Origin of the sequence: Micromonospora sp. DT228, from assembly GCF_049841595.1 — a bacterium.
Taxonomy (GTDB): domain Bacteria; phylum Actinomycetota; class Actinomycetes; order Mycobacteriales; family Micromonosporaceae; genus Micromonospora.
The window spans coordinates 37460-63535 of sequence record NZ_JBNCKO010000029.1 but is presented as its reverse complement, the minus strand read 5'-3'; the positions used below and the strand labels follow the sequence as shown (position 1 = coordinate 63535).

The 26076-nt window shown below is 70.2% G+C and carries 22 protein-coding genes; 10 read left to right on the top strand and 12 right to left on the bottom strand.

Features of this window, described 5'->3' with window-relative positions:
* Positions 1-690: 690 nt before the first annotated feature.
* Entirely contained in the window at positions 691-945 is a 255-nt protein-coding gene (locus ACLQ29_RS33795; protein ID WP_425775430.1) for an SCO4848 family membrane protein, read from the bottom strand.
* Between the two features lie 274 nt (positions 946-1219).
* Here ACLQ29_RS33795 and ACLQ29_RS33790 point away from each other — a divergent pair, with 274 nt between their 5' ends.
* Positions 1220-1690, top strand: coding sequence for a PRC-barrel domain-containing protein (locus ACLQ29_RS33790; RefSeq protein WP_425775429.1), 471 nt, complete (start codon positions 1220-1222; stop codon positions 1688-1690).
* Between the two features lie 266 nt (positions 1691-1956).
* Positions 1957-3015 carry a tryptophan--tRNA ligase gene (gene trpS / locus ACLQ29_RS33785; RefSeq protein WP_425775428.1) on the top strand — a complete coding sequence of 353 codons (1059 nt, stop codon included), beginning with the start codon at positions 1957-1959 and terminating at the stop codon, positions 3013-3015.
* Positions 3016-3072: 57 nt separating this feature from the next.
* Here trpS and ACLQ29_RS33780 read toward each other — a convergent pair whose 3' ends face one another.
* Positions 3073-3795, bottom strand: a complete 723-nt coding sequence (locus ACLQ29_RS33780) for a hypothetical protein (RefSeq protein ID WP_425775427.1) — start codon at positions 3793-3795, stop codon at positions 3073-3075.
* A 72-nt stretch (positions 3796-3867) separates the two neighbouring features.
* Here ACLQ29_RS33780 and ACLQ29_RS33775 point away from each other — a divergent pair, with 72 nt between their 5' ends.
* From ACLQ29_RS33775 to ACLQ29_RS33755, 5 genes are all read left to right on the top strand, one after another.
* Positions 3868-4527, top strand: coding sequence for a winged helix-turn-helix transcriptional regulator (locus ACLQ29_RS33775; RefSeq protein WP_425775426.1), 660 nt, complete (start codon positions 3868-3870; stop codon positions 4525-4527).
* Positions 4528-4558: 31 nt separating this feature from the next.
* Complete coding sequence (locus tag ACLQ29_RS33770) at positions 4559-5734, top strand: low temperature requirement protein A (RefSeq protein ID WP_425775425.1); 1176 nt, start codon at positions 4559-4561, stop codon at positions 5732-5734.
* Positions 5735-5841: 107 nt separating this feature from the next.
* Positions 5842-6189, top strand: coding sequence for a YciI family protein (locus ACLQ29_RS33765; RefSeq protein ID WP_425775431.1), 348 nt, complete (start codon positions 5842-5844; stop codon positions 6187-6189).
* A gap of 2 nt (positions 6190-6191) precedes the next feature.
* Entirely contained in the window at positions 6192-7448 is a 1257-nt protein-coding gene (locus ACLQ29_RS33760) for an RNA polymerase sigma factor (RefSeq protein WP_425775424.1), read from the top strand.
* A 16-nt stretch (positions 7449-7464) separates the two neighbouring features.
* On the top strand, positions 7465-8058 hold the full coding sequence (locus ACLQ29_RS33755; protein WP_425775423.1) for an HAD family hydrolase: 594 nt from the start codon (positions 7465-7467) through the stop codon (positions 8056-8058).
* A gap of 4 nt (positions 8059-8062) precedes the next feature.
* Here the strand turns inward: ACLQ29_RS33755 and ACLQ29_RS33750 are convergent, their stop codons facing one another.
* The 4 genes from ACLQ29_RS33750 to ACLQ29_RS33735 all read right to left on the bottom strand — a co-directional run bounded on the left by ACLQ29_RS33750 (position 8063) and on the right by ACLQ29_RS33735 (position 13895).
* A complete protein-coding gene (locus tag ACLQ29_RS33750; RefSeq protein WP_425775422.1) occupies positions 8063-9034 on the bottom strand; it encodes an NADP-dependent oxidoreductase in 972 nt (323 codons plus the stop codon).
* A gap of 208 nt (positions 9035-9242) precedes the next feature.
* Positions 9243-10316, bottom strand: a complete 1074-nt coding sequence (locus tag ACLQ29_RS33745) for a WxL protein peptidoglycan domain-containing protein (protein ID WP_425775420.1) — start codon at positions 10314-10316, stop codon at positions 9243-9245.
* A 91-nt stretch (positions 10317-10407) separates the two neighbouring features.
* Positions 10408-12381, bottom strand: a complete 1974-nt coding sequence (locus tag ACLQ29_RS33740; protein WP_425775419.1) for a fibronectin type III domain-containing protein — start codon at positions 12379-12381, stop codon at positions 10408-10410.
* Positions 12382-12524: 143 nt separating this feature from the next.
* The gene (locus ACLQ29_RS33735) at positions 12525-13895 is read right to left on the bottom strand and encodes a HupE/UreJ family protein (RefSeq protein ID WP_425775418.1); all 1371 of its coding nucleotides are present in this window, start codon (positions 13893-13895) and stop codon (positions 12525-12527) included.
* A 17-nt stretch (positions 13896-13912) separates the two neighbouring features.
* Here ACLQ29_RS33735 and ACLQ29_RS33730 point away from each other — a divergent pair, with 17 nt between their 5' ends.
* Positions 13913-14575, top strand: a complete 663-nt coding sequence (locus tag ACLQ29_RS33730) for a hypothetical protein (protein WP_425775417.1) — start codon at positions 13913-13915, stop codon at positions 14573-14575.
* Positions 14576-14617: 42 nt separating this feature from the next.
* Here the strand turns inward: ACLQ29_RS33730 and ACLQ29_RS33725 are convergent, their stop codons facing one another.
* Together ACLQ29_RS33725 and ACLQ29_RS33720 are read right to left on the bottom strand one after the other, a co-directional pair.
* Entirely contained in the window at positions 14618-15334 is a 717-nt protein-coding gene (locus ACLQ29_RS33725; RefSeq protein ID WP_425775416.1) for an RICIN domain-containing protein, read from the bottom strand.
* On the bottom strand, positions 15327-15827 hold the full coding sequence (locus ACLQ29_RS33720) for a sigma-70 family RNA polymerase sigma factor (protein WP_425775415.1): 501 nt from the start codon (positions 15825-15827) through the stop codon (positions 15327-15329). Before ACLQ29_RS33720 ends, ACLQ29_RS33725 begins: the two co-directional genes overlap by 8 nt.
* A 181-nt stretch (positions 15828-16008) precedes the next feature.
* On the opposite strand from ACLQ29_RS33720, the gene ACLQ29_RS33715 reads away from it, so the two are divergent.
* A complete protein-coding gene (locus ACLQ29_RS33715; protein ID WP_425775414.1) occupies positions 16009-19239 on the top strand; it encodes a S8 family peptidase in 3231 nt (1076 codons plus the stop codon).
* 72 nt (positions 19240-19311) lie between these two features.
* On the opposite strand, the gene ACLQ29_RS33710 is transcribed toward ACLQ29_RS33715, so the two are convergent.
* Entirely contained in the window at positions 19312-20034 is a 723-nt protein-coding gene (locus ACLQ29_RS33710; RefSeq protein ID WP_425775413.1) for an SDR family NAD(P)-dependent oxidoreductase, read from the bottom strand.
* 436 nt (positions 20035-20470) lie between these two features.
* On the opposite strand from ACLQ29_RS33710, the gene ACLQ29_RS33705 reads away from it, so the two are divergent.
* A complete protein-coding gene (locus ACLQ29_RS33705; protein WP_425775412.1) occupies positions 20471-21070 on the top strand; it encodes a class I SAM-dependent methyltransferase in 600 nt (199 codons plus the stop codon).
* A 132-nt stretch (positions 21071-21202) separates the two neighbouring features.
* Here ACLQ29_RS33705 and ACLQ29_RS33700 read toward each other — a convergent pair whose 3' ends face one another.
* From ACLQ29_RS33700 to ACLQ29_RS33690, 3 genes are all read right to left on the bottom strand, one after another.
* Entirely contained in the window at positions 21203-22747 is a 1545-nt protein-coding gene (locus ACLQ29_RS33700) for a non-reducing end alpha-L-arabinofuranosidase family hydrolase (protein WP_425775411.1), read from the bottom strand.
* Positions 22748-23174: 427 nt separating this feature from the next.
* A complete protein-coding gene (locus ACLQ29_RS33695; protein ID WP_425775410.1) occupies positions 23175-24788 on the bottom strand; it encodes a serine/threonine protein kinase in 1614 nt (537 codons plus the stop codon).
* A 503-nt stretch (positions 24789-25291) separates the two neighbouring features.
* Positions 25292-26023, bottom strand: coding sequence for a maleylpyruvate isomerase family mycothiol-dependent enzyme (locus ACLQ29_RS33690; RefSeq protein ID WP_425775409.1), 732 nt, complete (start codon positions 26021-26023; stop codon positions 25292-25294).
* Positions 26024-26076 lie beyond the last annotated feature (53 nt).

The following is a 26076-nucleotide window of genomic DNA, read 5'->3' as shown; positions in this document are numbered from 1 at the left end:
TCTCAAAGAACAACCACACACCGACCAGAAGCCCCACCTCAGTGGAACCCCAACCGGGGCTTTTCGTTCTGCGTCCCCGCCGCTCTCGCGCCGGGCACTTTTACTACGTTACCTCACCGTCTTCGCTGTGTCAAACCGTGTGTCCCGGTCTGTCATGCTTCGTACGGCTTAGCGCCGGCGCACTCACGCAGCAGCGAACCGCTGCGTCAGGTCGTCGGATTTGGCAGGCCGACCGCTGCGGTTTCCCGCAGTCTCGCCCGGTGCCCTGCCGGTCGTGAACCTTACCCGGTCGGCTTCGCCGCACCAAATCCGCCTCGCGGCCGATCCGGCGAGCCCCGCCCGGACCGTGTCTCGCAGGAGCGAACCCCTACTCGACCCGGTTGCCAGTCCGTTCCGGAGCCTCAGGACTTCCGTCCCGTTTGCCCCGTTCCGCGCTGGCAGAGAGAAAGTTACGCGTCTGCGGGTTTGATCGTCAAATCCACGAGCAGCGGCGCCCGTCACACTCGCGCCGACGACCGGTTGCGCCGCTCGGACCGACGACTGCTCGACCCTGGCCTCGGCACCACCACCAGGACCAGCGCGAACCAGAACCAGCGCGAACCAGAACCAGCGGGCCAGGACCAGCGCGAACCAGAACCAGCGGGCCAGAACCAGCGCGAACCAGAACCAGCGGGCCAGAACCAGCGCGGGTCAGGACACCTGCCGCCGACGGGCGGCGAACCAGCCTCGGATGCCGAGGACACCGACTGTCGTCCCGATGGCCAGCGACGCCGCGATCAGCAGCGCGTGCACCCACAGAAAGCTGGTGGCGGGGCCGTCGGCGACGGTGCCGGACGTCCAGGACCGCGGGTCCTGCCAGATCGCGACCGCGAACCTCGGCCAGATAACCCAGGTCCAGACCCCGACGCCGACCAGGAAGACGGCCCACCCACGCGACAGCACCATGGCAGCCGAGTATGCCAGCGACCTCTTCACCTGGCGGTTCGCGGACACCCGCCCGCCACCACGTCGGCATGGCAACGCACACCCGCCCGCCACCACGTCGGCACGGCGCGCACACCCACCCACCCCACCAACCAAGCCGCCCCACCAACCAAGCCACCAACAAGGCTGGACTGGACGAGTGACAGGCTCACGCCTTCATCGGGCCGTTTCCGACGCCGCAGCGGTGGGCACTTCGAAAGAGGACAGCTGAGGACCGTCCCCCCGGAGGTGCCCCATGCAACCCTCGATCTTCAATCCCTGGGCCTGGCGCGACCCGTCCGCCCTGGCTGGCGGATACACCGAGACCACCTCGTCGGTCACCCCGCCGGAAGGCCACGACGGTGGCCATGACGGTCCGGACGCTCCCGGCCCCGGCACGCCCATTGACCTGGTGGGTTACCAGGTGCAGGCGAGTGACGGGCGGATCGGCACCATCGACGAGGCGAGCAACGAGGCGGATGCCGGACACCTGGTGGTGGACACCGGCCCATGGATCTTCGGTCAGAAGGTGCTACTGCCAGCCGGCACCGTGGAGCGGGTGGATCACCAGGAACGCGTCGTGCATGTCGACCGGACCAAGCAGCAGATCAAGGACGCGCCGCCGCTCGATGCGGATCCGGCCGACCCGGCGTACCGGGAACGCGTTGGCAGCTACTACGCCGACACTCACCTTCCCCCGCCCGGCGCCGTCCCGCGGGTAATGTGAGGTCGTGGTCCGGACGGGCAACTGCGCACCGGAGGCTGTCGACATGGTCGACGGCCTCCCGCTCGGTGCGGTGCCCGGGATCCCGACCAGCTCCGGCGATGGCCGTGAGCAACTTCTGAATGTCCTCCGTGCCGGTGGTCTGCGGTTCCGCGCCGGCGCGCGATGGCGGACGGCTCGCTGAGCCGATCCCGCTGACCGAGGGGGCTGACCCGCCCCGCTCGGCGCGCGCCCACGCGTGACCCACCAACGGAACGAGAGGCATCACCATGTCCGTCGCACGAATGCTCACCGGCGACCGGCCGACCGGCCGCCTGCACCTCGGCCACTATGTCGGCAGCATCGCCAACCGGGTACGGCTGCACAAGCGCTACGAGAGCTTCTTCATCATCGCCGACCTGCACATGCTCACCACTCGTAACCGCCGCGAGGACATCGACCAGGTCTCCGGCAACGCCCGGGAGATGGTGACGGACGTTCTCGCCGCCGGCGTCGACCCGGAACGGGCCACGTTCTATCTCCAGTCGGCGATCCCGGAGGTCGGCGACCTCAACACCCTGCTACAGAACCTGGTGACGGTCCCCCGACTGGAACGGGTGCCGTCGCTCAAGGACATGGCCCGCGACGCCGGCAAGGAGGAGATGCCGTACGGGTTGCTGGGTTACCCGGTGCTCCAGGCCGCGGACATCCTCTGCGTGAAGGGCGAGGTGGTCCCGGTCGGTCGGGACAACGCCGCGCACGTCGAGGTGACGCGGGAGATCGCCAGGCGGTTCAACCATCTGTACGGCCCGGTCTTCCCGGTGCCCGAGCTGATCGCGGCGGACACACCGAGCCTGGTGGGCACCGACGGGGCGGCCAAGATGAGCAAGAGCCGAGGCAACAGCATCGCGCTCTCCGATGACGCGGCGACTGTGCGTCGCAAGGTGCTCGGCATGTACACCGACCCGAACCGGGTACGCGCCGACGTGCCGGGCACGGTGGAGGGCAACCCGGTGTTCGCGTACCACGAGGTTTTCAACCCGGACCGCGACGAGGTGGCCGACCTGGCCCGGCGTTACCGGGCCGGACGGGTGGGCGACGTGGAGGTCAAGGAACGCCTGGTGGTCGCGTTGGAGGGGTTCCTGGCGCCGATCCGGGAGCGCCGGGCCGAGATCGAGGCGGACCGAGGGTTTGTGGACCGGTTGATCGTCGAGGGTACGGAGCGGACCCGTCAGGAGGTACGCCAGACCTTGGTCGAGGTACGCCGGGCGATGGGGCTGACCGGCGCGTACCAGCAGGTGCGGCGGCGGGCTGAGCGGAGCCGGCGCCGCACGGACGCCTCGACCTGAGGCCGGGGCGTCCGGTCGGCGACGTGACGCCGGGTCCGCCGCGACACCATCGGGGTCTCAGCGGATCCGGACGTCGGCCAGGTCGAGGGTGATGGGCGTCCAGGAGAGGTCCGGGGTGCGGTCCTCCTGGCGGATGTGGATCCGGCGTCGCGTCGGCACGACCAGCCCGTCGACGTCGATCGCCCCGCTCACGTAGTGCGCGACCGGGGAGGAGCCGTTGACCACCGGCTGATAGTCCATGCGCCGCAGCAGCCCGCTGTCGTCGAAGTAGTAGAGCTGGGTGTCGTTGTGGGTGTCCAGGCTCTGGGGGTACGTGACGCGCAGCCCGCGCCACGACTCGCCGCCCTCCGACCAGGGCTCGATCTCGTGCGCCTCGACGCCCGGCCAGGTGAACAGGAACGGCTCGACGAGGTAGTGCCAGGTGGCGTAACCACGGAAGTAGGCGGCCTGGGCGAGCGTCCACTGGCTCTCCCGGGTGTAGCCGGCAAAGCTGGCCCGGGGATTCGTCAGCTCGTCGATGAGGCTGCCGTCGGCCGCGGTGACGGTGACCCGGTCGGCGTCGCGGTCGTACTCGGTGACCCGGCCGGTGCTCTCCGCAACGTGCCGAATCTGCTCCCGGTGCAGGTCGGCCTCGACAAGTTCGGTGCCGTCGAAGTCGGGTCTGCCCTTGAACGCCCAGAATGGGCCGCCATAGGTGAGCCGGGTGGTGAGGGTCGACGCGCCGTTCCAGCGGTCGAGGCCGCCGTGCCGATCGATCACCTTGGCGAGCAGTGCATCCATTGCTTACTCCTAAGTTAGGACTAGACGGTCCGAGGCTAGCACTGTTCGGTGGACACCGACTACGATGGCGATGTGACTCAGCGGACTTACCGGGATGCCTGCGGGGCGGCGCGCACGATGGACATCGTCGGCGAGCGCTGGGCTCTGTTGATTGTTCGAGAGCTGGTGTTCGGCCCGAAGCGTTTCGGCGATCTGCGGGCCGGCCTGCCGACGGCCAGCCAGAACGTGCTCAGCCAGCGCCTCCGGGAGTTGGAGCAGTCCGGCATCGTCCGGCGGGTGCAGCTCGGGCCACCGGCGAGCGTGCACGCATACGAGCTGACGGAACGCGGCCAGCAACTGGAGCCGACGCTCATCGAGCTGTCGCGGTGGGGGGCCGGCCTGCCGGCCGAGTCGGACGTCGAGATGAGCACCGACGCGTTCATGCTGCTGCTCAAGGCCCTGTATCGGCCTCCGGCCGACGCGCCGTTGGCCACTCGACTCGGGTTGCGGGTGGGCACCGACGCCTTCGAGGTGGACGTGGCTCCGAGTGGGATCAGCGTGGCCCGTGGCCGGTCGGGTCAGGTCGACGTCACGGTCACCGGCACGGTGAGTGCGCTGCGGGATCTGATGTTCGGCGGCACGCCGCTGCGCTCGGCGGTCTCGGCGGGCGAAATCGAGCTGCACGGCGACATCGGCGCGGCCGAGCGGTTCTTCCTGACCTTCGGAGCGACGTCGGGCGAGCAGACCGGATGAGCCAGCAGTCCCGATAGCGCAGAATGCGAGGATGAGGGGGATACTCAACATCCGTCCGGTGCCGGCGGGGGTGACGCACCGGACCACGATGTTCGAGATCTTCTTCGACCTGGTCTTCGTCTTCGCGCTCACCCGGGTCATCACGTTCATGGCGGTGTCGCCGAGCGCGCTCACCCTGGCCCAGGGGCTGCTCCTGCTGCTCCTGCTGCTCTACTCCTGGTCGCCGTACATCTGGGTGGGAAACCTGGTCCGGCCGGACGTTGGTCCGGTCCGCGCCATCACCCTGGTCGCGATGGCAGCGATCTTCGTGGCCGCGCTTGTGTTGCCGGACGCGTGGCAGCAGAGCCCGGAGCTGTTCGACGCGCCGTTGACGCTGGCCCTGGCCTACGTGGTTGGCCGGGCCGTACAGCTCGTGATCCTGTTCTGGGCGAGCGTGACGAACCCCGCGCTGCGTTCGACGCTGCGGTTCTTCACCGTGCCGGTGGTGCTGGGGTGGGTTCCGCTGATCATCGGTGCCCTCCTCGGTGGTGCGGCCCAGACGGCGCTCTGGACTGTCGCGTTCCTGTTGAACATCGGCGGCGCCCGGATCGCGTCCACCTTCCGGCCGTGGCAACTCCGCAGCGTGGACCACTTCAGCGAGCGGTTCGGCCTGGTGCTCATCATCGCGCTGGGCGAGTCCCTGATCTCTGCCGGCGCAGGTCCGAGGGCGATGGCGCCGATCGGCTCGGCCCTGCTGGCCGCGCTGCTCGGCCTCACCAGCACGGTCTGCCTGTGGTGGCTCTACTTCGATCGGCTGGCGTCCGCCGCCCGGGAGGCCGTCAGCAACGTGCCGGGTGAGCGGCGAGCCCGCGTTGCCGGCGACGCGTACGGCCTCGGGCACTCCACGCTGATCATCGGCGTCATCTACGTCGCGCTCGGCATCGAGGAGGTGATCACCCAGCTCGCCGAGGAGTCGACGCATCCCGGCCGGCTGGGCTGGCAGGCCGCGACAGCGCTCTACGGCGGCACCGCCCTCTACCTACTCAGCAGGCTGGCATTCCAGCGGCTGACCGTTCGCGCGGTGTACCCGACACAGGTCGTCGCCGCGCTGCTGCCGCTGCCCCTGCTGCCGATCGGTCGATCCCTGCCACCGCTGGCGGCGCTCACCCTGCTGACCGCCTTCCTGATCGGGGTGACCTGGTTCGAGCGACGTGACCCGGCGTCGTGAGATCCGGCCCGAAAAACCTGACCGGCCGTGTCGATATCCCCGGGCCTCGACCGTCGTCATGCTGTACGGCGACGCGCCGCACCGAGAGGAGCCGAGACGTGAAGTACATGCTGCTGTTCATGAGCCCCATGGTCGACGGGAAGGTCGTCGACAACGGGTGCAGCTTCGAGGACTGGATCCGCTACGACCGGGAGATGAAGGACGCCGGGGTCTGGGTCTCCGGGCATCCCCTGCAGGACCTGACCACCTGCACGACTGTGCAGGTCGGCCCGGACGGCGAGCGCACGATCACCGACGGGCCGTTCGCCGAGACCCGGGAGCTGCTCGGCGGGTACGACGTCATCGACGTGCCGGACCTCGACGCCGCGCTGGACTGGGCGGCCCGCAGCCCGGGGGCCATCGCCACCGGATCGGTACAGGTCCGTCCGATCTTCGAGATCGACACGCAGGTCTGACCATGCCGGATGAGGAGGCAGCCGTCGGGTCGTCGGTGGAGGCGGTGTTCCGCGAGGAACGCGGCCGACTGCTCGCCTCGCTTGTGCGCCGCTTCGGCGACCTCGACCTGGCCGAGGAGGTCGCCTCGGAGGCCATCGAGGCGGCGCTGACGCACTGGCCGACCGACGGCGTCCCGAGCCGGCCGGGCGCCTGGCTGCTCACCACCGCTCGGCGTCGAGCGGTGGACCGGCTACGTCGCGACCGGGTGCTGGCGACGCGGCTCGCCGTACTCCGGGCGGAGGCGGAGCGGGCCGACCACGCCCCGCCCGCCGACGCGGACCGGGACCTGCCCGACGACCGGCTGGCGCTCTTCTTCACCTGTGCGCACCCGGCCCTGGCCGCGCAGGATCGCGGCGCACTCACCCTGCGGTTCCTGGCCGGCCTCACCACCACCGAGGTCGCGCGGGCCTTCCTGGTGCCGCCCGCCACCATGGCCCAGCGACTCGTCCGGGCCAAACGGAAGATCCGCGACGCCCGCATCCCGTTCCGGGTGCCGGGCCCCGACGAGCTGCCCGCTCGTCTGCCCACGGTGCTCCAGGCCGTCTACTCGGTCTTCACCGAGGGGTACGCGGCCAGCTCCGGCCCGGACCTGCAACGGATCGACCTGGCCGAGGAGGCCATCCGGCTGGGCCGGATCCTGCGTCGGCTGCTGCCGGCCGAGCGGGAGGTCGCCGGGCTGCTCGGCCTGATGCTGCTGGTCCACGCCCGACGGGACGCGCGTACCGGACCGGACGGCGCCATGGTCCTCCTCGACGACCAGGATCGGGGACGGTGGGACCATCCGATGATCGAGGAGGGGCGTGGCCTGGTGGTGGTCGCGCTGACCGGCCGAGCGCCCGGCCCGTACGGGGTGCAGGCAGCCATCGCCGCGCTGCACGACGAGGCCGCCGACGTGGCCAGCACCGACTGGCCGCAGGTGGTGGCGCTCTACGACGTGCTGCTCGGCCTGGTGCCCTCACCGATCGTCGCGCTGAACCGGGCCGCCGCGGTGGCCATGCGGGACGGGCCGGAGGCGGGGCTCGCGCTGCTCGACGAGTTGGCCGACGATCCCCGCCTGCGCGGCCACCATCCCTATCCGGCGGCGCGGGCCGACCTGCTCCGCCGGCTCGGCCGGTACGACGAGGCCGCTGCCGCGTACCGCAGCGCGTTGACGCTCGTCGGCACCGAACCGGAGCGCGCGTACCTGCTCAGCCGGCTGAAAACCGTCACGACCGAGTGAGCTGTACCCTTCCCCGATGACTCTGCCTCTGCCATCCGGTGAGTTCGCGGCGTACCTGTTCGACTGCGACGGCACCATCGTCGACTCGATGCCGCTGCACTACCTGGCCTGGCAGCGGGCCCTCGAGGAGTGGGGCTGCGAGTTTCCGGAGGACCTCTTCTACGCCTGGGGTGGGCGACCCACCGCCGACATCATCGTCGCCCTGAACGAGCAGCAGGGTCTGGCCATGCCGGTGGCGGCCGTCGTCGAGCGCCGGGAGAGCTACTACGAGGAGTTGCTGCCGCAGCTCGCCGCCGTGCCCGAGGTGGTGGCGCACATCCACGACGCCCATCGACGGGTTCCGTTCGCCGTGGTCTCCGGCAGCACCCGCGCCTCGGTCATCGCCTCGCTCGACGCGCTCGGCCTGCTGGACCGCTTCGACGTGCTGGTCTGCGCCGAGGACTACACCCGGGCCAAGCCCGACCCGGAGGCGTTCCTGCTCGCGGCGGAACACCTCGGCGTACCCCCGGGTTCGTGCCTGGTCTTCGAGGACACCGACCTGGGCATCCAGGCCGCGACGGCGGCCGGCATGGCGTCGGTACGCGTGCCGCAACAGCGCACGGCGCACTGAGGTCTCAGGCCACCGTCAGCAGCAGCTTGCCGGCGTAGGAGGTTTCCAGGCGCTGGTGCGCTTCCCGCACCTTGCCCAGCGGGAACTTCTCCGCGACGTGCACCACGAACGGGCCGGCCTCGATGAGTTCGTTGAGGCGCTGCAACTGTCGAGGGCTCGATTCGCCGTCGTACGCCCGGACCACCACACCTGGCCGTTCCTTGGGCTCCGGCTGCACCCCGTGGGCGAACGCGACCACACCGCCATCGGTGAGCGCCTCGGCGAGCCGGTCGAGCGTCTTGCCGCCCGCCATCGCCAGGATGGCGTCCACCCCGGCCGGTGCCGCGTCCCGGATCCGGGCGAGCACCTCGGTCGGGTCGGCGTGGCCGTCGAGGGACACGTCGGCGCCGAGCCGGGTCACAAGCGCGACGCCGTCCGCCCCGGAGGCCACGGCGATCACGTTCAGGCCCTGCCGCTTGGCCAACTGCACGGCCAGGTGGCCCTGGCCGCCGCTCGCACCGAAGATCAACAACCAGGCGCCGGCTGACAGGCTCACGGTGTCGAGCCCGGCCAGCGCGGTCAGCGCGTCGGTGGGCATGGCCCCGGCGTGCTCGGCCGGCACACCGGCGGGCACCTTGGCCGCGTACTCCGCCTTGACCGCGGCGTACTCGGCGTAGAAGCCACCCTTCGGGCGGGTGGTGGCGGAGACGTAGACCAGGTCGCCGACCCCGACGTTCGACACCTTGCTGCCGGCGGCGATGACGGTGCCGGCGCCGTCGGAGCCGGGCACGATCGGGAGGGCCGAGCCCTCCGGCACCAGCACACCCTGCCGCTCGTACGCGTCCCACACCCCGACGCCGGCGCTCCAGACCTTGATCAGCACCTCGTCGTCGGCGATCTGCGGGATCGGCAGCTTCCGCAGCGTGATCACCTCCGGCCCACCGAACTCGTCCAGGGCCGCGGCCTGCATCCGCTCTGGCACATCCCCGTCAACCATGTGGATCCCCCCTCTGTGCCGGCGTCACCGTCGCAGCATGCGCGCTCGGGGACGGGCGTGGTCCGGAGCCGAGCGCCGTTCACCCACAAGGGCGACCGCCGCGCGATCTTGCAGTTTCGGTTGCCGATACGCGTGGAACGCCCTGGTATGACGGCGCAGAAAGTGCAAGATCGCGGGAGAGGGACAGGCGGGAGGCGGAGCTGCGTGATCAGGAGGTCCGCGGCTCCTGATCCCGCAGAGCCCGCGCGACGGCGTCGCGTACGCGGGCGTCCTCGCGCACCGTGCGCCGCGTCCGGTTGCGACGCCGGTACAGGTACGCCCCGACGACAACCGCGACAAGGACGACGAGCGCCAGCACCAACATCCACGGCAGCGCCCACCCGTGCGCGGTGACCTGGACCGGCTTCAGCGAGGTGGTGGAGCCCGAGGCGTCGGTGAGCAGCGGCGTGACGGTCACGGTCGCGGCCAGCGAGACGGCGGGGGCGACCCCGGCGATCGGCACGGTCACGTCCCAGCTCTCGCCCGGGAGCAGCTCCGGCGGGGCGGCGATGTCCTTCGCCCGGACCCGCAGCACGCCGAACGGCCCCGAGACCGATACCGCCTGCTGCCCGGAGAGCGCGGCGTTGCCGACGTTGTGGATCTTGTAGGTGATGGTGGCGTCGCCCTTGCGGAACGGGTTGACCGAACCGCCGTACGTCACGTGCGGGTCCTCGATCGCGAGGTTCGGCTTCAGCTCGCCGCCGACCCGCAGCTTGATCCGGATGCCGAGGCGCCTGTCGACGTTTATGCCTTCGGCCTGGTCGGCCTGGGTGAGCGTGGTGAGGATCCCGCCGACGTAGTCACCGGGCGTGGCGTTGTCCGGAACGCTCACCGTGAAGGGGACCTGCGCGGTCTTCCCGGGCTGGATCACGACACTGCCGGCCTTCGGCTTCGCCCAGGCGCCGATCGCGACGGACTTGGCGTCCTTGGTGAGCAGGTCGAGCTGGCCCGCGTCGGTCGTGAACCCGTCGGCGGCGTACACGGACAGGGTCAGTGGCGCCTTGCCGCGGTTGGCGACGACCATGGCGTCCTCGACAGCGCCGCCGGGGTTGACGTTGTAGCTGTAACTGGACCGAGCTTCGCCGTAGCCGTTGGAGGCCGTGCGGACCGTCCAGGCGACGTTGCCGTCCGCCGCCAGGGCGGGGCCGGCGCCGACGCCGACGCCGACGGTCGCGACGACGGCGAGCAGGGACAGCGCGGTGGTACGAGCACGCTTCTTCCAGCGCGTTACGGACGGGTACATGTCGGTTCCTTGAGGTGATCTTGGGAGGACTGCACATGGGTGGCGGGGCAGGCCCCCGAAGGTGCCTACCCCGCCCGGTGGAACAGGTCGGTCAGCTGCTCAGCGCGGTGATCGTGAGCGTGGTGCGGTAGCTGCCCTTCGCGATGCTGTCCGGGATCTTCAGATCCAGGTCGGCGCCGAGGCGGGCACCGCCCCGCGCGTGACCCTGCGCGGCAGCGGCGAGGGCGCTGGAGACCGAGAGGCCCTTGCCCTGGTCGTCGAAGGACGACAGGACCGGAGCGCCGGCCTCGGCGCCCGCGCCGCCGTCGAGCACGTACGGGTTCCAGCCCAGGTAGGAGCCGGAGAACTTCTTGTCGGCGTCGGAGAAGTCGCCGACGTTCGCCGAGATCGACCACGGGGCGAGCGAGCGGCGGCTGTCCGACACGAGGATCGGGTTGATCTTGCCGGCCGCCTCGAAGAAGGTGCCGTCGCGCTCCTGGGCGGTGCCCAGGTCGACGAGGCCGTTGTAGCCGTCGATCGTCCAGCCGAACTCGCCCGGAGCCGGGTTCGGCACGTTGACCTGGATGGCCTGACCGTCACCGTGGTACGGGTGCACCGTGACCTTGTCGACGATCGAGCCGACTGGCTGACCCTCCGGGGTGTTGACGCAGGAGAGGCCCTTCTCGACGGCCGCGTTCGGCGCCGCGCAGGTGCCGCTGCGGACATTGGCCAGGACCAGCTTGTCGCCGCGCACCTGCACCTTGACGTAGCTGCGGACGTGCTCCTGGTTCTGCACCGAGTTGTACCAGTACTTGCCCGGGTCCAGCGGGTCCGGGCCGTTGCCGCGGATGCCGGTGCCGCTGTCGTCCGGCTTCTTGATGTCGTAGTACTTCGAGCCGGAGGCCGAGTTCGCCGTCACGTAGATGACGCCACCCGGGCCGGGGAACACGTCGGCAGCACCGGGCTGCTCGGCCGGGTTCTCCTTCTGGCCGTTCTTGATCGAGTAGCTGCGGGTGTAGCTGTGGTCGTGGCCCTGGAGCACCATGTCCACGCCGAGGTTGGAGAACGCCGTGGTGAAGTCCTCGCGCCGCTGCTTGTTGTCGGTGTCGGTCGCGTGGCTGGCCGGCGAGTAGATCGAGTGGTGGTAGACGAGCACCTTCCACTTGGCCTCGGAGCCGTGCTTGTTGATCACGTCGGTGACGTACGCGACGTGCGCCGCGTCGCCGCCGGCGGAGCCGTCCGCCGGGTTGGCGTAGCTGTTGCTGTTCAGGTCGATGAACAGCACGTCCTTGTGGATGAACCAGTAGTCGCCGCCGGACCGGGTCGCCTGGTCGCCGTTGTAGTACTGCGCCGAGCGGTCGGTGTTCGGGGTGAAGTGGTGCTGCTCGTAGGACTTGCCGCCGACGTCGTGGTTACCGATGGTGGCCACGAGCGGGTACTGACGCAGTTGCTCGGGGGCCAGGAACGAGCTCCACTGCCCCTCGTCGTTGGCGCTCTCCACGTGGTCACCGGCGGAGACCAGCAGCTCGGCGTTCGGGTTGGCGCCGGTGGCGACCTTCAGGGTCTCCTCCCAGCCGGCCTGGTCCTTCAGCCGGTCACCGGAGGAGCCGATCTGCGGGTCACCGAAGAACAGGAAGTCGTAGTCGCCCTCGAAGTCCTGGGTCTTGAAGGCGTACGCCGGGGACCAGCCGCCTTCGGCGCCGACCCGGTACGAGTACGCCGTGTTCTCCCGCAGGTTGCTGATCGTGGCGTGCCGGTTGAAGCCGGTGGTGGAGGTGTTCGCCGCACCGACGGCGTCGAAGCTGACGGCGCTTGCCGGAAACTCGCCGTTGACGATCTCAGCGGTCGGGGCGAGCTGGATCTTCTGCGCGGTGTCCGCGGAGGAGTACCAGCTCACGATCCGCTGGGTCTCGTTGGCGCCGACGCCGAGGATCACGCCGGTGATCGTGGTGGACTCGGCCGCGCTCGCAGTGGCCGTCAGGCCGCTGCCGAGGGCCGCGCCCATTCCCAGGAAGCCGGCTGCGACCCCGGCGACCACGCGCCGCCGCACAAGCCCGGGGGCCCGTGTCGAGGTGCTCAATGTCATCGACATTGTTCCCTTTTCAAATAGAGAAATGGATGGTGACTTCACCCGACGCGGGGAAGCAAATCCACGCTTTCGCCGCCCGGTTAACCGACCATGAACGTGATCTTGCGAAGACCTGCACTTCACGAACTACTTAGCCTTACTCAGGACCCGAAAACGCGCTGCACAAACCAGATCAGGCCCATGACGGACACGGCTGCGGAAACAACGCCGGTCGCCCAGATCCCGGTTTTCGGCGCACGGCGGCGCAGGACCAGCAGGAGCGGGAAGACCACCGCGATAATCGTCAACTGAACGACCTCGATGCCGATGTTGAATACCAACAGCGACCACAGCAGGGTCCACGACCACGCCTCGTCGATGCCCAACGCGCCCGCGAAGCCCAGGCCGTGCACGAGGCCGAAGCAGAACACCACACCGAGACGGATCCAGCCCGCCCGATCCAGGCTGAAGTGCCCGTGCCCCGCCGTGTCCAGGTCTGTCGCGTGCTCGCCGCGTCGCCAGATACCCCACAGGTGCCAGCCGGCGACGACGGCGATCGACAACGCGATCACCGGCTCCACGACCGCCCCCGGCACCTCGACCAGGCCGAGCGCCGCGAGCATGAACGTCACCGAGTGCGCCAGGGTGAAGCTGGTGGCCGCGAGCACGATCTCCCGCAGCCGCCGCGATCCGGCGATGAGCGCCAGCAGGAACAGGATGTGGTCGATCCCGGACAGCAGATGCTCGGCGCCCAGCAGGAAGAACTCCCCGAAGCGCTGGTACCACGCCTGCCCGGTCGAGAAGGTGGGGTTGGCGCTGTCCAGCGCCGCACTGCCCGACCGGCCGTCGATCTCGTAGGTGACGATCGTCTTGGTGCCCTTGACGTAGCCCTCGACGTCCGGGAACAGCGCGCCGCGCACCTCGTGCTCGCCGACCCGCTCGGGGCAGGTCCAGTCGAGCAGCAGATTCGCGTACGGCACGCCCTCGCGCTCGCCGATCGTCGCGTCGCCCACCTGGGTCGGCCGACAGGCCGCGTCCCGCGCGCTCACCGAGAACCGGTCGGAGACATACCTGAGGACCGTCGACGAATGGCTCTTCAGTGCCGCGGCCTGGGCGTCGCCATCGCCCGCCTCGAACGCGGCGGTGCCCGCCTCGAAGAGCGGGTCGTCGTGACCCGAATCCGCGGCGGACACGACGAGAAGGTCGTATTCGAGGTCCATCGCCGTACGGATGTGACCCTCGTCTCCGGCCATTATTTTCGCGTACACAGTCGACGAAAAGCCGTGCGCGGAGGCCGGTCCGGCAGCCAAAAATGGGAGCACCACCGCGGCAATCCCGACAGCGGTGACGATAACGGTACGGCGAACGCGCCCCAACATGCGACTCCCTCGGTAGGCCAGTGCACGTTGCAGGGCACGGGTGAACACCAGCCCGCGCGCCGACGAACCGCCGGAAAACAACAGCCCCGGACGACCGCCCGTGGATAAACGGCGCAGGGAATTGAGATAGGAATACGAGGCTGCCGCCACCACTCGAAAGGACGACCACCTTGCGCCCCCCGCTTCGCGCCGTCGCCATGCTGGCCGCGACCGCCGCGCTGGTCGCCGCCTGCGACTCCGGCGACGACTGGTCACAGCCGCACCCCGCACCCAGCGCCGTCGGGACGCTCGGCCCCGGATTCGTCGCCCCCTCCACCACCCCCGCTCCGGAGGCGACGATCACGCCGCAACCCGGCTCGTGGGCCGGGGTCCACCCGCCGAAGGACTACCGGGTCGTCCTGCTCACCGCCGGCTCTGACGACCCGACGAAGGCGCTGGTGACGGCCGTACGGGAGTGGGCCGACGACGAGCACGCGGATCTCCGGACGATCGTCGTCGGCAACGCCCACGATGCCGTTCCCAGCATCGCCAAGGCCATGGAGATGAACCCGGATCTCATCGTCAGCGCCGGCGGCGACCTCATCGATCCCCTCGCCCTGGTCACCCCGAACCACCTGGACGAGAAGTTCCTCGTGGTGGGCGCCGAGTTGGCGGAGCCCACCCACAACGTGACATCGGTCGACTGGGACGGCGCGTCGTTCCGCGGGGAAGGGCTCGGCATGTCCTCGACGTACGACCCGAAGTCGTTCACCGCCGAGCGCTGCGCGGCCGCCGTCCGGGCGGGTGTGGCGGCGGTCCTCAACGACCTGACCGGGATCGTGGTCTGGCTCTGACGGCGGTGGACGAGGACTGTCCGCACCGGGGCCGTTCGCGGCTCAGCGCGGGGCAGGCCCACGGTCCTCGAACTCGTACGTGGTGGTGAGGCCCTCGGGCAGGTCGGGCACCAGGGCGTTGGTGCCGTCGACCACCTGGACGTAGCGCTTCCCCTGGAACATCGAGTAGCTGCCGTCGGGGACCTGCTCGATCCGGAAGAGCTGCGTCGAGGCGGCCGGATCGCACGTGCGCCCGCGCACGCTGCCCGGCGCGGTGTCGTGCACGACGGTCATGCAGACCGCGTTGGCACCGGACGCCAGACGGATCCGGTACCTGTCGCCCTCCGGGTGGAGAACCCACAGCGCCCGATCCTCGACGTCCTGCTCGCTGGTGGCCCGCACCTGATCGCCGTCGCGGTCGATCGCCAACGTGGCCCCGCGCATGCCGGGCAGCACGATCCGGACCTGACGCCCGCCGCCGAGGATCTGCTGCGGTCCCGCCGAGGCGATTGCGGACGGGGCGGTCGCGGACGGGGGCACGGACGGTGCGACCTGGGTGGCCGGGCCGACACCCGGCGTCTCGACGCCGGCCCGCGCCTGCCAGAGAGTGGTGCCAGCGGCAACGGCCACGACAGCCAGCCCCGCCACGCCGGCGGCGACAGTCACCCGGTGCCGCCGACGCCTGTCGCTGCGCTGCCGCAACGTCTGCGCGGAGGGGAGCGTCGCGACCCGCCGGACCTCGTCGACGATCGCGGAGAGCTCGTCGCGTGGATCAGCCATGGGACGTCTCCTCCTGGTGCGCGTCGGTCAGCAGCCCGGCCATCGCTCGTCGACCACGGGCGAGATACGTCTTCACGGTCCCGACGGGGGCCTGCATCTCGGCCGCCACCTCGGCGACGCTGAGATCGTTGAGGTGGTGCAGCACGACGGCCCGGCGCTCGTTGACGCTCAGCCGCTGCAACGCCTGCAACAGGGCGACATGGTCCTCGTTCAGCCCGGGAACGCCCTGGTCGACAGCGGCCCGGCGATGCGCGCGTACCCGGTTGAACGTCTTGCGCCAACTGCTGACCGCGATCCGGGACGCGACGCGACGGACCCACGCCTCCGGGCTGTCCGCCTCCCGGACCGTCCGCCAGCGCTGCCAGGCCCGCATGAACGCCTCGGCGACGGCATCCTCCGCCTCGGCCCGGTTGCCGGTCAGCGCGTACACGTGACCCACGATCCGGCCGGCACAGGCCGCGTAGAGGGCGTCGAACTCCTCGGCATCACGCATCCGACCGGTGCCCTCCCCTGCCGTTTCCGCTGGTCACCGCCGCATGCAACCCCTCCGGGTGAATCGGACACCCCGGCGCGGGTGCGGATTGTGACGGCCATCACAGCAGAGTGATCAACCTAACGCCCCGGCCAGGCGTCATCGTGCCGTCCCGGGAGACGCCCGTGGCGGAGAGGACGATGTGCGACGACGGCAACGACGCGCGCTGACAGCCGGCGTACTCGCGACCGCGCTGGTGGCGGCGGGCCTGACGGCCACCCCGGCCAACGCGCGGGTGAAGCCGGGGGCCACTGTCGACGGCAGACCCGGCACCTTCACGCTGATCACCGGCGACGAGGTCACGCTTGACGCGAACGGTCACCCAACGATCCAGCGCGGGCCGGGGCGGGCCGGCATGCGGTTCGTGACCAGCCGCGAGGGCGGCCACCAGATCGTCATCCCGGTGGACGCGATGCCACTGCTGCGGGACGGACGCCTCGACCGGCGGTTGTTCGACCTCACCGTGCTCGGCGGGTTCGGCTACGACGACCGGGCCGCCGAGCTGCCGCTGCTCGTCGCGTACCCGGAGAACGCGGCGGCGCAGGCGCGGGCCGCGACCGTCGGGGGCGCCGCGCGGGTCCGGGCCGACCTGCCCGCCACCCACGCGTTGGCCGTACGGGCGAAACCGGACGACCGGGTCACGCTCTGGGGATCGCTCACCCGTGGGACTGCCGCCGCGCGCATCCTGGCCCCCGGTGTCACCCACATCTGGCTGGACGGCAAGCGCAGGGTCTCCCTCGATCGCAGTGTGCCGCAGATCGGCGCCCCGGCGGCCTGGCAGGCCGGTTTCGACGGCACCGGTGTCACGGTCGGCGTGCTGGACACCGGGATCGACGCCAGCCACCCCGACTTCGCGGGTCACCTCACCGAGGTCCGGGACTTCACCGGGGGCAACGACCCCGGCGACGCGGTCGGCCACGGCACCCACGTGGCGTCGACGATCGTGGGCAGCGGCGCTGCCTCCGGCGGAAGGTATCGCGGTGTGGCGCCGGGGGCGAAGCTGCTCGTCGGCAAGGTCTGCGCCACCACCGAATGCCAGGACTCGGACATCATCACCGGCATGCAGTGGCTCGCGCCGCAGGCGCGGGTGGTCAACCTGAGCGTGGGTGGCGACGACGCACCCGGCCTCGACCCGCTGGAAACCGCGGTGCAGGAGCTGAGCAAGCAGTACGGCACGCTCTTCGTGGTCGCGGCCGGCAACGAGGGCAAACCGAAGTCGGTCTCCTCGCCGGCCTCGGCCGACGACGCCCTCGCCGTCGCCGCGGTCGACGCCGACGACAACCGGGCGTACTTCTCCAGCCGGGGCCCGCGCATCGGCGACAACCACATCAAGCCGGAGATCAGCGCGCCCGGCGTCGACATCGTGGCCGCCGCCCCCGGCGGCGACTACGCCACCATGTCGGGCACCTCGATGGCGACTCCGCACGTGGCCGGCACCGCCGCGATCCTCGCCGGGCAGCACCCCGACTGGACCGGCCCGCAGCTCAAGGCCGCCCTGATGGACTCGGCCAAGCCGACCGGCGAGGACACCATCTACGAGCAGGGCGCCGGCCGGGTCGACATCGCCCGCGCGGTCGCCCAGCCGGTCGCCGCCGACGTCGCCGCCATCGACTTTCCGGTCCAGCGCTGGCCGCACGCCGACGACACTCCGATCACCCAGGTCGTCGGCTACCGCAACACCGGCAGCACGCCGGTCACCCTGACGCTGGGCATCGCCCCGGCCCCGGCCGGCATGCTCACCGTCAGCCCGGCGACGCTTGTGGTGCCGGCCGGCGGTCGCGCCGAGGCGACGATCACCGTGGACACCCGGGTGGACGCTCCGGACGGCGTCTACCAGGGCGCGCTGACCGCGACAGGTGCCGGAGACCTGCGGGTACGCACGCCGTTCGCGCTCAACCGCGAGATCGAGAGCTACGACGTACGGCTCACCCACACCGGACGCGACGGCCGACCGGCCACCGGGTACACGACAGTGGCGGCGAGCCTGGCCACCGGCGAGTTCAGCACCCTCGACGGGGCACCGGGGGGCGGCACCCTGCGGCTGCCCAAGGGCCGGTACGCGCTCTACAGCACCATCCACGAGGGCGACGCGTCGACGTTGCTGGTCCAGCCCGTGCTCGACGTACGCGGCCCGGTCACCGAGGCCGTCGACGCCCGCACCGCCAAGCCGGTCGCGCTGACGGTGCCCCTGCGGGACGCCGCACCCATCGCGATCAACGTGAGCGCGAACTGGGACGACGGCTTCCGCTACCCGGGTGTCCAGCTGAGCGGGGTGTCGTTCGGGGACGTCCTCTTCGGCCGGATCGGGCCCGCCGTCGCCGCACCCGAGTTCACCGCGACGCTTGGTGTCGGGCTCGCCCGCCCCGGCGCGGACGGGACCTTCCGGAACAGCCCCTACACGTACGACCTGGCGTACGTCCGCCCCGGCGACATGTTCACGGGCCTGGCGAGGAAGCTCTCGGCGAAGAACCTCGCCACGGTCCGGACGACCTACCGGAGCCAGTCCACGGCCGCGACAGCCGTCCGGTTCCACCGCGCGTCGGCACCCGGGGGATCCGGCCCGATCGGTTCCAGCACGCCGCTCGACCTGCCGTTCCACGGCACCGAGTACTACAACACCGACGGTGGCATCACCTGGACGTCCACGTTCCTCGAGGGCGACAACTCCAGTACGCAGGACTCCACCTTCCAGGCGGGCCGGACCTACGCCCAGACCTGGAACGCGGCGCCCTTCGGCCCCACGGTGGCCCACGCACCCAGCCTGGCACCCCTCGGGTACGCGGGCCGCGACGGCGACACCATCTCGGTCGCGTCGCTGCCGTTGTTCGGTGACGCGGCGGGACGCCCCGCGAGCCGCGACGACCGGCCGGTGCGGTTCCGGCTGTTGCGCGACGGCACGGAGATCGGCAGCTCGGACAGCCCGTGGGCGGAGTTCGCCGTTCCTGCCGGCAAGGCCACCTACCGACTGGAGGCGACAATCACCCGCGCCGCCCCGGACACGCTGTCGACCTCGGTCTCGGTGGCGTGGACCTTCACCTCGGCGCACACGTCGTCACCGCAGCGGCTGCCGCTGACGACGGCCCGGCCGACGCCGGCGCTGGATGACACCAACACGGCCCGGACGGGCAGGGTCATGGCCATCCCGGTGGCGCTGGACCGGCAGGCGGGGTCGACGGCGGCGGCCAATCGGACACTCGGCGTCTCCGCGTCGTTCGACGACGGCAGGACGTGGGTCGCGTTGCCGGTGCTGCGGGGTGTCGCTCTCATCGCTCACCCCCGCCGGCCCGGCTTCGTGTCGCTGCGGGTGACGGCGGCGGACACTGCCGGCAACACGGTCACGCAGACGATCCAGCGGGCCTACCGGATCGCCTGACGGGCGTGCCCCGGGTGCGAGGCGGGCGGCTGTTTCGGGCCGCCGTCCCGCACTCGGGGCGTCCGCGACGCCTCAGGCGGTGAGGCCACCGTCGATGGCGATGGACGCGCCGCTGATGAAGGTGGCCTCGTCGCTGATCAGAAAGGCGGTGAGCGCGGCGACCTCGTCGGAGGTGCCGGCCCGTCCGGTCGGCTGCGCCGACAGGTAGCGCTCCGCGATCTCCGGGGCCTGACTGACGACGCCCTGCCAGAGCGGCGTGTCGATCAGGCCGGTGACCAGGGCGTTGACCCGCACACCGGAACGGGCGACGTCGAGTGCCGCCGAGCGGGTCAGGCCGATGACACCGTGCTTCGACGCGTTGTAGGCGGCCTGCGTCGCGTCGCCCTTGACGCCGGAGACGGAGGCGTTGTTGACGATCGAGCCGCCGCCGGAGGCGATGATCGCCGGGATCTCGTACTTGAGGCCGTAGAAGACGCTCGTCAGGTTGAGGGCGAGCGACCGATGCCAGTCGTCACTGTCGGTTTCGCGGACACTTGCCATCGGGCCGCCGCCAGCGTTGTTGAACGCGCCGTCCAGCCTCCCGAACTCCGACACCGCGGTCTCGACGAGCCGTGCCATCTCCTCCTCGACCGTCACGTCGGTCGGCACGAACAGGGCGCCACCTCCCGCGTCCCGGATCTGCGCGGCCACCTCCTCGCCCCGGTCCTTGTCCCGGGCGCCGATGACGACGCGCGCGCCCTCCGTGGCCGCCCGCTGCGCGAACGCCAGGCCCATGCCCTGCGTACCGCCGGTCACGACCAGCACCTTCGAATCCAACCGTCCAGACATCTCGTCCCACATCTCCTCGACCGGTATGCCGCTGCGCGGCGGGGCTGAAGATCCACGGAGTGGCACCGGAGGTGTCGGACCTCGTCGACCGGTCCGTGGGGCTTCACGAGGCGGAACGCTAGCCAGTTCTGGAACGTTCGACAAAGTAACTGCGCTCACATTGCCAACCTGATAGTGGGATGCACACGCCCAAAACACTCTCTTTGCCTTCCATGGGCAGGCGCAGGGACTACCAGGGGAAGGAGAATTCTTTGATGTTCGTTCCATAACCGCGACTAGCGTGGCGCCCATGCACCGACCGGTACGACTCCCGGCGTTGTGGTGACCGAGGACACGGTGCACGGACACGTCGGAGGGGGTGAAATCAGATGTGTGAGCAGAAGAGGCACCGGCGCGTGACGTCGTGAGGTCCACCCTTTCCGACCGCGATCCGGGTTCCCCCGGCGCTGGCCTCGCCTCCGCAGGGGACGAGCCGGTCCGGGCCACGACCGCTCACCGGCAGCGCTGGGCAGTGGAAACGATGGCCGTCGCACCCGCCGATCAGGTGCTGGAGATCGGGTGCGGTCGGGGGGCCGCGGTGTCCCTGGTCGCCAGCCGACTCACCACCGGCCGGATCGTCGCCATCGACCGCGCCGCGACGATGGTGCGGCTCGCGACCCAACGGAACCTGAGCCACGTCAGCGCCGGCAGGGCCGAGATTCGATGTGCCGGGTTCGAGTCGGCCGACCTCCCCGCCGACCGCTTCACCAAGATATTCGCGGTGAACGTCAGCCTCTTCTGGTTGGGCGACGCGGCGCAGCAGATCGCCCGGATGCGAAGCCTGCTGGCCCCGGGCGGGCGACTGTACGTCTTCGGCGAGCGACCCACGGCCGCACACGCCACCGCTAACCTGACCACGACCCGGCTGCTGCTCGAATCCCACGGTTTCGCCACGACCACGTCGAGCGCCACTCGTGGTCAGCGCCAGGTGCTCACCTGCGTCACCGGCACCGCCGTCGAATGAGGTTGGGCTGATCGCGGTGGCGGTTGCTCGGCTGGTGGCCGGTTGCGTCGGCTTCCTGGCACCGCACGGCGGCCACACGATTCGGGCGGGCTCGGCATTCGCCGAGCCCGCCCGTTTCGCGATCAGGTGGTGTTAGCGCTGCAGGGTCAGCAGACCCGGCCGGTACGGCAGGAGGCCGTAGTTGACACCGTCGGAGCTGGGGGAACGACCCTGGTAGAGCAACTGCAGGTTGCAGGCGTCGACAGTCATCGTCTGGTCGGCGCTGGTGCGCAGCAGCTCACCGTGGCTGATGTCATTGGTCCAGGTGGCACCACTGTTGACCTTGGCGGCGAACGGGTTGCTCTGCGTCGCGGCCTGCGGCGTCCACGTACCGTTCAGGCTGGTGGACGTGAACGAGCGGAAGTAGCGGCCGGTCGAACCGATCGCCTCGACGATCATGAGGTACTTGTTCAGGCCCTGCAGCTTGTAGACCTGCGGCGCCTCGAACAGGTTGTTCTGCGTGTCACTCATGATGGTCGTGTAGCTGCTGCCGAAGTTACCGGGGAAGTTCCCGATCGGCATGCTGGTCCGGTAGATCTTGCCGTTGTCACCGGCGAAGAACAGGTACATGGTCGTGTCGTCGGCGATGACCGTCTGGTCGATCGGCCCGGTACCCGAACCGGTGATGCTCCCGGTGAACATCGGCTGCGCCGCCGACCAGCCGTTCGGGTTGGTCGGGTTGGTCGAGGTCCGGTAGTGGAACGCCGCTCCGGCCCCCCACTGGTAGGTGAGCACCCAGATGTTCTTCGGCGCGAAGTAGAACAACGACGGCGCGACGGTCCCCGAGTTCATCCCGGTCTGCGTGGCCGAGGCCATCTGCGAGTAGTTCGAGAAGAGACTGAAGTTCATCGAACCCCAGCTGTCGCCGAAGTCGTGCGTGGTGGCGTAGACCAACTGCTGGCCGTTGAAGGGGGCCACGGTGAAGTCCTTGAGCGACACCCAGCCCGACTTCGGGGTCGCCAACACGCCACTCGACGACCAGCGGTACGTCGAGGGAAGGTCACACACGCCGCCCGGCGGCGGCGACGTCGGCGGCGGCGTGGTGGGGTTGCTCCCGCCATCGACGCGGACGAACTGCCACTGCTGGTTGGTGCCGTTCCAGTCGGCGTACTGCACGATGTTGCCGCCGTCGGCGGTCGAGGCGCCCTGCACCTCCATCACCTTGTTGCTGTTGCGGTTGATCAACCGGACGTAGCCGCTGTCCGAGTCGGCCAACCGGAACTGCTGGTTGGTGCCGTTGTTGTCGGACCACTGCACGATCGGCCCGCCGTCGGCGGTCGAGCGGCCGGAGACGTCGAGCACCTTGCCGGACAGCCGCGACTTCACCCGGTAGTAGCCACCGCCGGAGTCGACGAACTGCCACTGCTGCTGGTTGCCGTTGTTGCGCGTCCACTGGGTGATCCTGGCGCCGTCGTTCGTGGCCAGGTTGTACACGTCCAGGGCCTTGTTGCTGTTGCGGTTGATCAACACGTACCACGCGCTCGTGTCGACGGTCGCCGCGGCGGCGGGTGACGACACCACCGCTACGGCAGCACCGCCGACCAGCACCGCCGCCGCGCCGGCGGCGATAATGCGGGGCAACCACCAACGCCGCCGCGACGGCGGCGCGATCGATGGAGACCTATCGAGGGCAGACATGATCCTCCTTCAATGACCAAAGCCGAACGGCCTGCCCGAGGGTGGGCGCACCGCGACACGTGCCCGGGCGATGTGTCGGGGAAGTTAGCGCTAACAACACGCCTACATGCCCTGACGCACGACCGATCCGAGGGTCGACGAAGCAGGCTTCCCCGGTAAGCCATGGATGTCGTCGTCCTTAGCCATCGACTGTGAGCGATAACATGCCGTTCGTCAAGACGTAACGTGCTGGGAACATCAGGCGGTGACGGGTCGTGACCCGGGGCGAGATCGCCTCCCACCAGACCTCTGCAGGCATTGCCCCCAGCTCGTCAGCACCGACCGCGACGAGAGCCCTTGAGGAGCCGCCGCGTTGGCGCTAACATCGACGTTTGCCCATCAAACCAGCGATGGGTCCTGCGTCGACTCGGTCGGGGTACGCCCCGCCTCAGACCGCGCCTCGGTCGACAAGGCTGAAGGTGGTGTCGACCGGGGCGTCACCCATGAACTCGACGTAGATCTCGCTCCTGGTCGGGCTCCACTGCACCACGCCGTACTCCTGGTTGGAGATGACGTAGGAGGTGCGCCCCTTGTCGTCCCTGCCCTCCGGGGATATCGCGAACTGCGTTGCCTTGGTCGGCCGACACTCGGCTCCCACAAGCAACTTGTCCCGGTTCCCGTCTCTCTTGACCCCGAGGCACGGTCGGTGGGCGATCTCCGGGTTCACCGACTTGATCATGTATTCGGCGCCTACCGGTTCGAGCACGAATAGCGCGTCCTTGCCGGTCCCGCCACCGACCGCGAGCTCGCCGTCCGACGGCAGTGACAGATCACGGTCGATCTCCACAACGTGCACCAGGATTCGCCGCTGTCCGGCCAGGATGGCCTCGGTAGGGTCTGCGGCGGCCGACGGCGGCTTGGTTGGCGTAGTCGCTGCTGGCGTGGACGCGGACGCCGACGCCCCGCCCGTCGCCGGGCTCCCGGCCGCCGTCGAGCCGGGCGGGGTCGGTCCAGCCTTGTCGTCCAGCAGGCGCGGGCCAAACAGGAAGGCGGGCACCAGCACCGCGACCACCGCGGCGACCGAGCCCAGAGCGATGAGCCAGCCACGCCGGCCCGAGCCCTCGCGACCGGCCGGGCCGGAGGACTTCGCAGGCCGCCCCTGGTCGACACCACCGCCAGCCTGCGCCGCACGCACCGTCGGCATCTCCGCCAGGCGTTGGGCCGTCGCGTCCGCGCCCCCCTGATTCGCTACGGTCAACAGTCCGTCGAGCAACTCCCGGGCGGTGGGCCGGGCAGCGGGATCCTTCTCCAGCGCCCGGGAGACCAACTCCCGCAGCGCACCGCCGAGGCCGGTCAGGTCCGGCGGTTGGGTGAGGATCCGCATCGCGACCGCGGTCGGGGAGTCGCCCCCGAACGGGTTGCGGCCGGTAGCGGCGTGAGCGACGAGGGCACCCCACGCGAAGATGTCCGCAGCCGGGCCCACTGGGTGGCCGGACGTCGCGTCGAACCGCTCCGGAGCCATGTACGAGACGGTCCCGACCATCTGGTTGGTCCGGGTGTGCTGGCTCGTCGCCTCGAAAGCTCGGGCGATGCCGAAGTCGATGACCTTGATCCCACCCGGTGCGACCAGGACGTTTGCCGGCTTCAGGTCCCGGTGGATCACACCGGCGCCATGAATGGCGGTGAGCGCGGTAGCCACCCCGACCGCGATGCTGTGCAGTTGCGCGGCCCCCAGCGGCCCTCGATCCCTGATCACCTGGGCCAGGCTGGGGCCCTCGACGTATTCCACCACCAGGTAGGGCGGGTTGTGGTCCGGGTCGGCGTCCAGGACCTCGGCGGTGCAGAACGGTGGAACCTGGCGGGCGCGGTTCACCTCACTTCGGAACCGCCCACGGAACTCCTCGTCATGCGAGAACTCCGGACGGACGACCTTGACCGCCACCTGTCGGCCCTGCGGTGACCGGGCCAGGAAGACAGTGCCCATGCCCCCGTCGCCGAGCCGGTCGAGCACCTCGTACCCACCGAGGCGGGCCGGGTCCCCGGGCCGCAACCCGTTGCTCACGCCGGATGCCCGCAGACCGCGATCACCGCGCGAACCGTTCCGCCTGTCACCCGTTCCCCTTAGGTCACTCGACTGCCGCCCGCAGCCTATCCTCCGCCCACCAACCCACGTCGATGCCGTCCACACGTCGAGGTGACCCGTCGGCACGCCGTGGGCGCGGACGCCGCAGCGGGTGCCGGCGTGGACACGCGTACCCGGATGAAGGCCGCCGCACCCCAGGCGCTCGTGGTCGCCGACTGACGGCCGGGAGTACGAACTCGGCCGCATCGCGCTCGGCGAGACCAGCCTCGACGACGTTCTGCAACACGTCGCGGAGATGGCCCAACGGGTGCTGCCGGTGCCGGTGGAGGTGTCGGTCACGCTGTTTCGCGGGGAGACCGCGCACACCGCGGCGTTCGCCGGCGACCTGGCCCTCGATCTGGACGAGCCGCGGTACGCCCCGAGGAGCGGCCCGTGTCTGGACGCCGCCACCACCGGCGCCGTCCTCTCCGTGCCCGGCGCCTCTACTTCCAGTCGGGCAGATGCGGCAGGGGGCCAGCCGGCTCGACGGTGAGGCCTTCGCCGTCACCGCGCCCCATCAGCCACGCCAGGAGCACACTCGACTCCCCCCCGACCGTCCTGGTCGGTCGCGCCCCGAACTGGTAGGCCGTGTCCTCCCCCGAGACGACAAGTCGCAGGTCGGGAACCTCCGGCCGATCCCGCAGACTGGCGACAACATCGGGCAGCTCGGCCTGGACGAACCAATCCGGCCAGTCTCGCGGCCCGTATCCGGCGTCGAGGTCGACGTGGTGGACCTCCAGTTCACGAAGCCGGCTGGGCACCACGTCGTCGACACTGCGGCCCTCCGCACCGAGCCATCGGACGTTGCGCCCCCAGCGATCGGCCGGATGGTCCGCGATGGCGGCGCGCAGTCGCTCGTCCGCGACCCGGAAGTCCGCCACGAGTTCCGCGAGGCTACGACGCGCCCACTGCTCGATCTCCCGTTCCCGGTAGGCCTCGTCCGGGTACTGGCGGATCACCCGGCCGGTCCGGGCCGATTCCAGGAGCCGCACCCGGGAGTCCGCGCCCCGGTTGAGGTGAGCCAAGACGTGCGCGCGGCTCCAGCCCGGCAACCGGGACGGGCCGCGTACCTCGTCCTCACCCAGGCGTTCAATTGTCGCCAGCACCCGGCCGGCAGCCTCGGTGACGCGCGGCAGCAGGCTGGTGGGGGAATCCGCGAAGGAGGGCGCGGGCATGAAATCACCATACTGAGTCTTCTCCCGGAAGACGGCCGAGGAGAACCCTTATC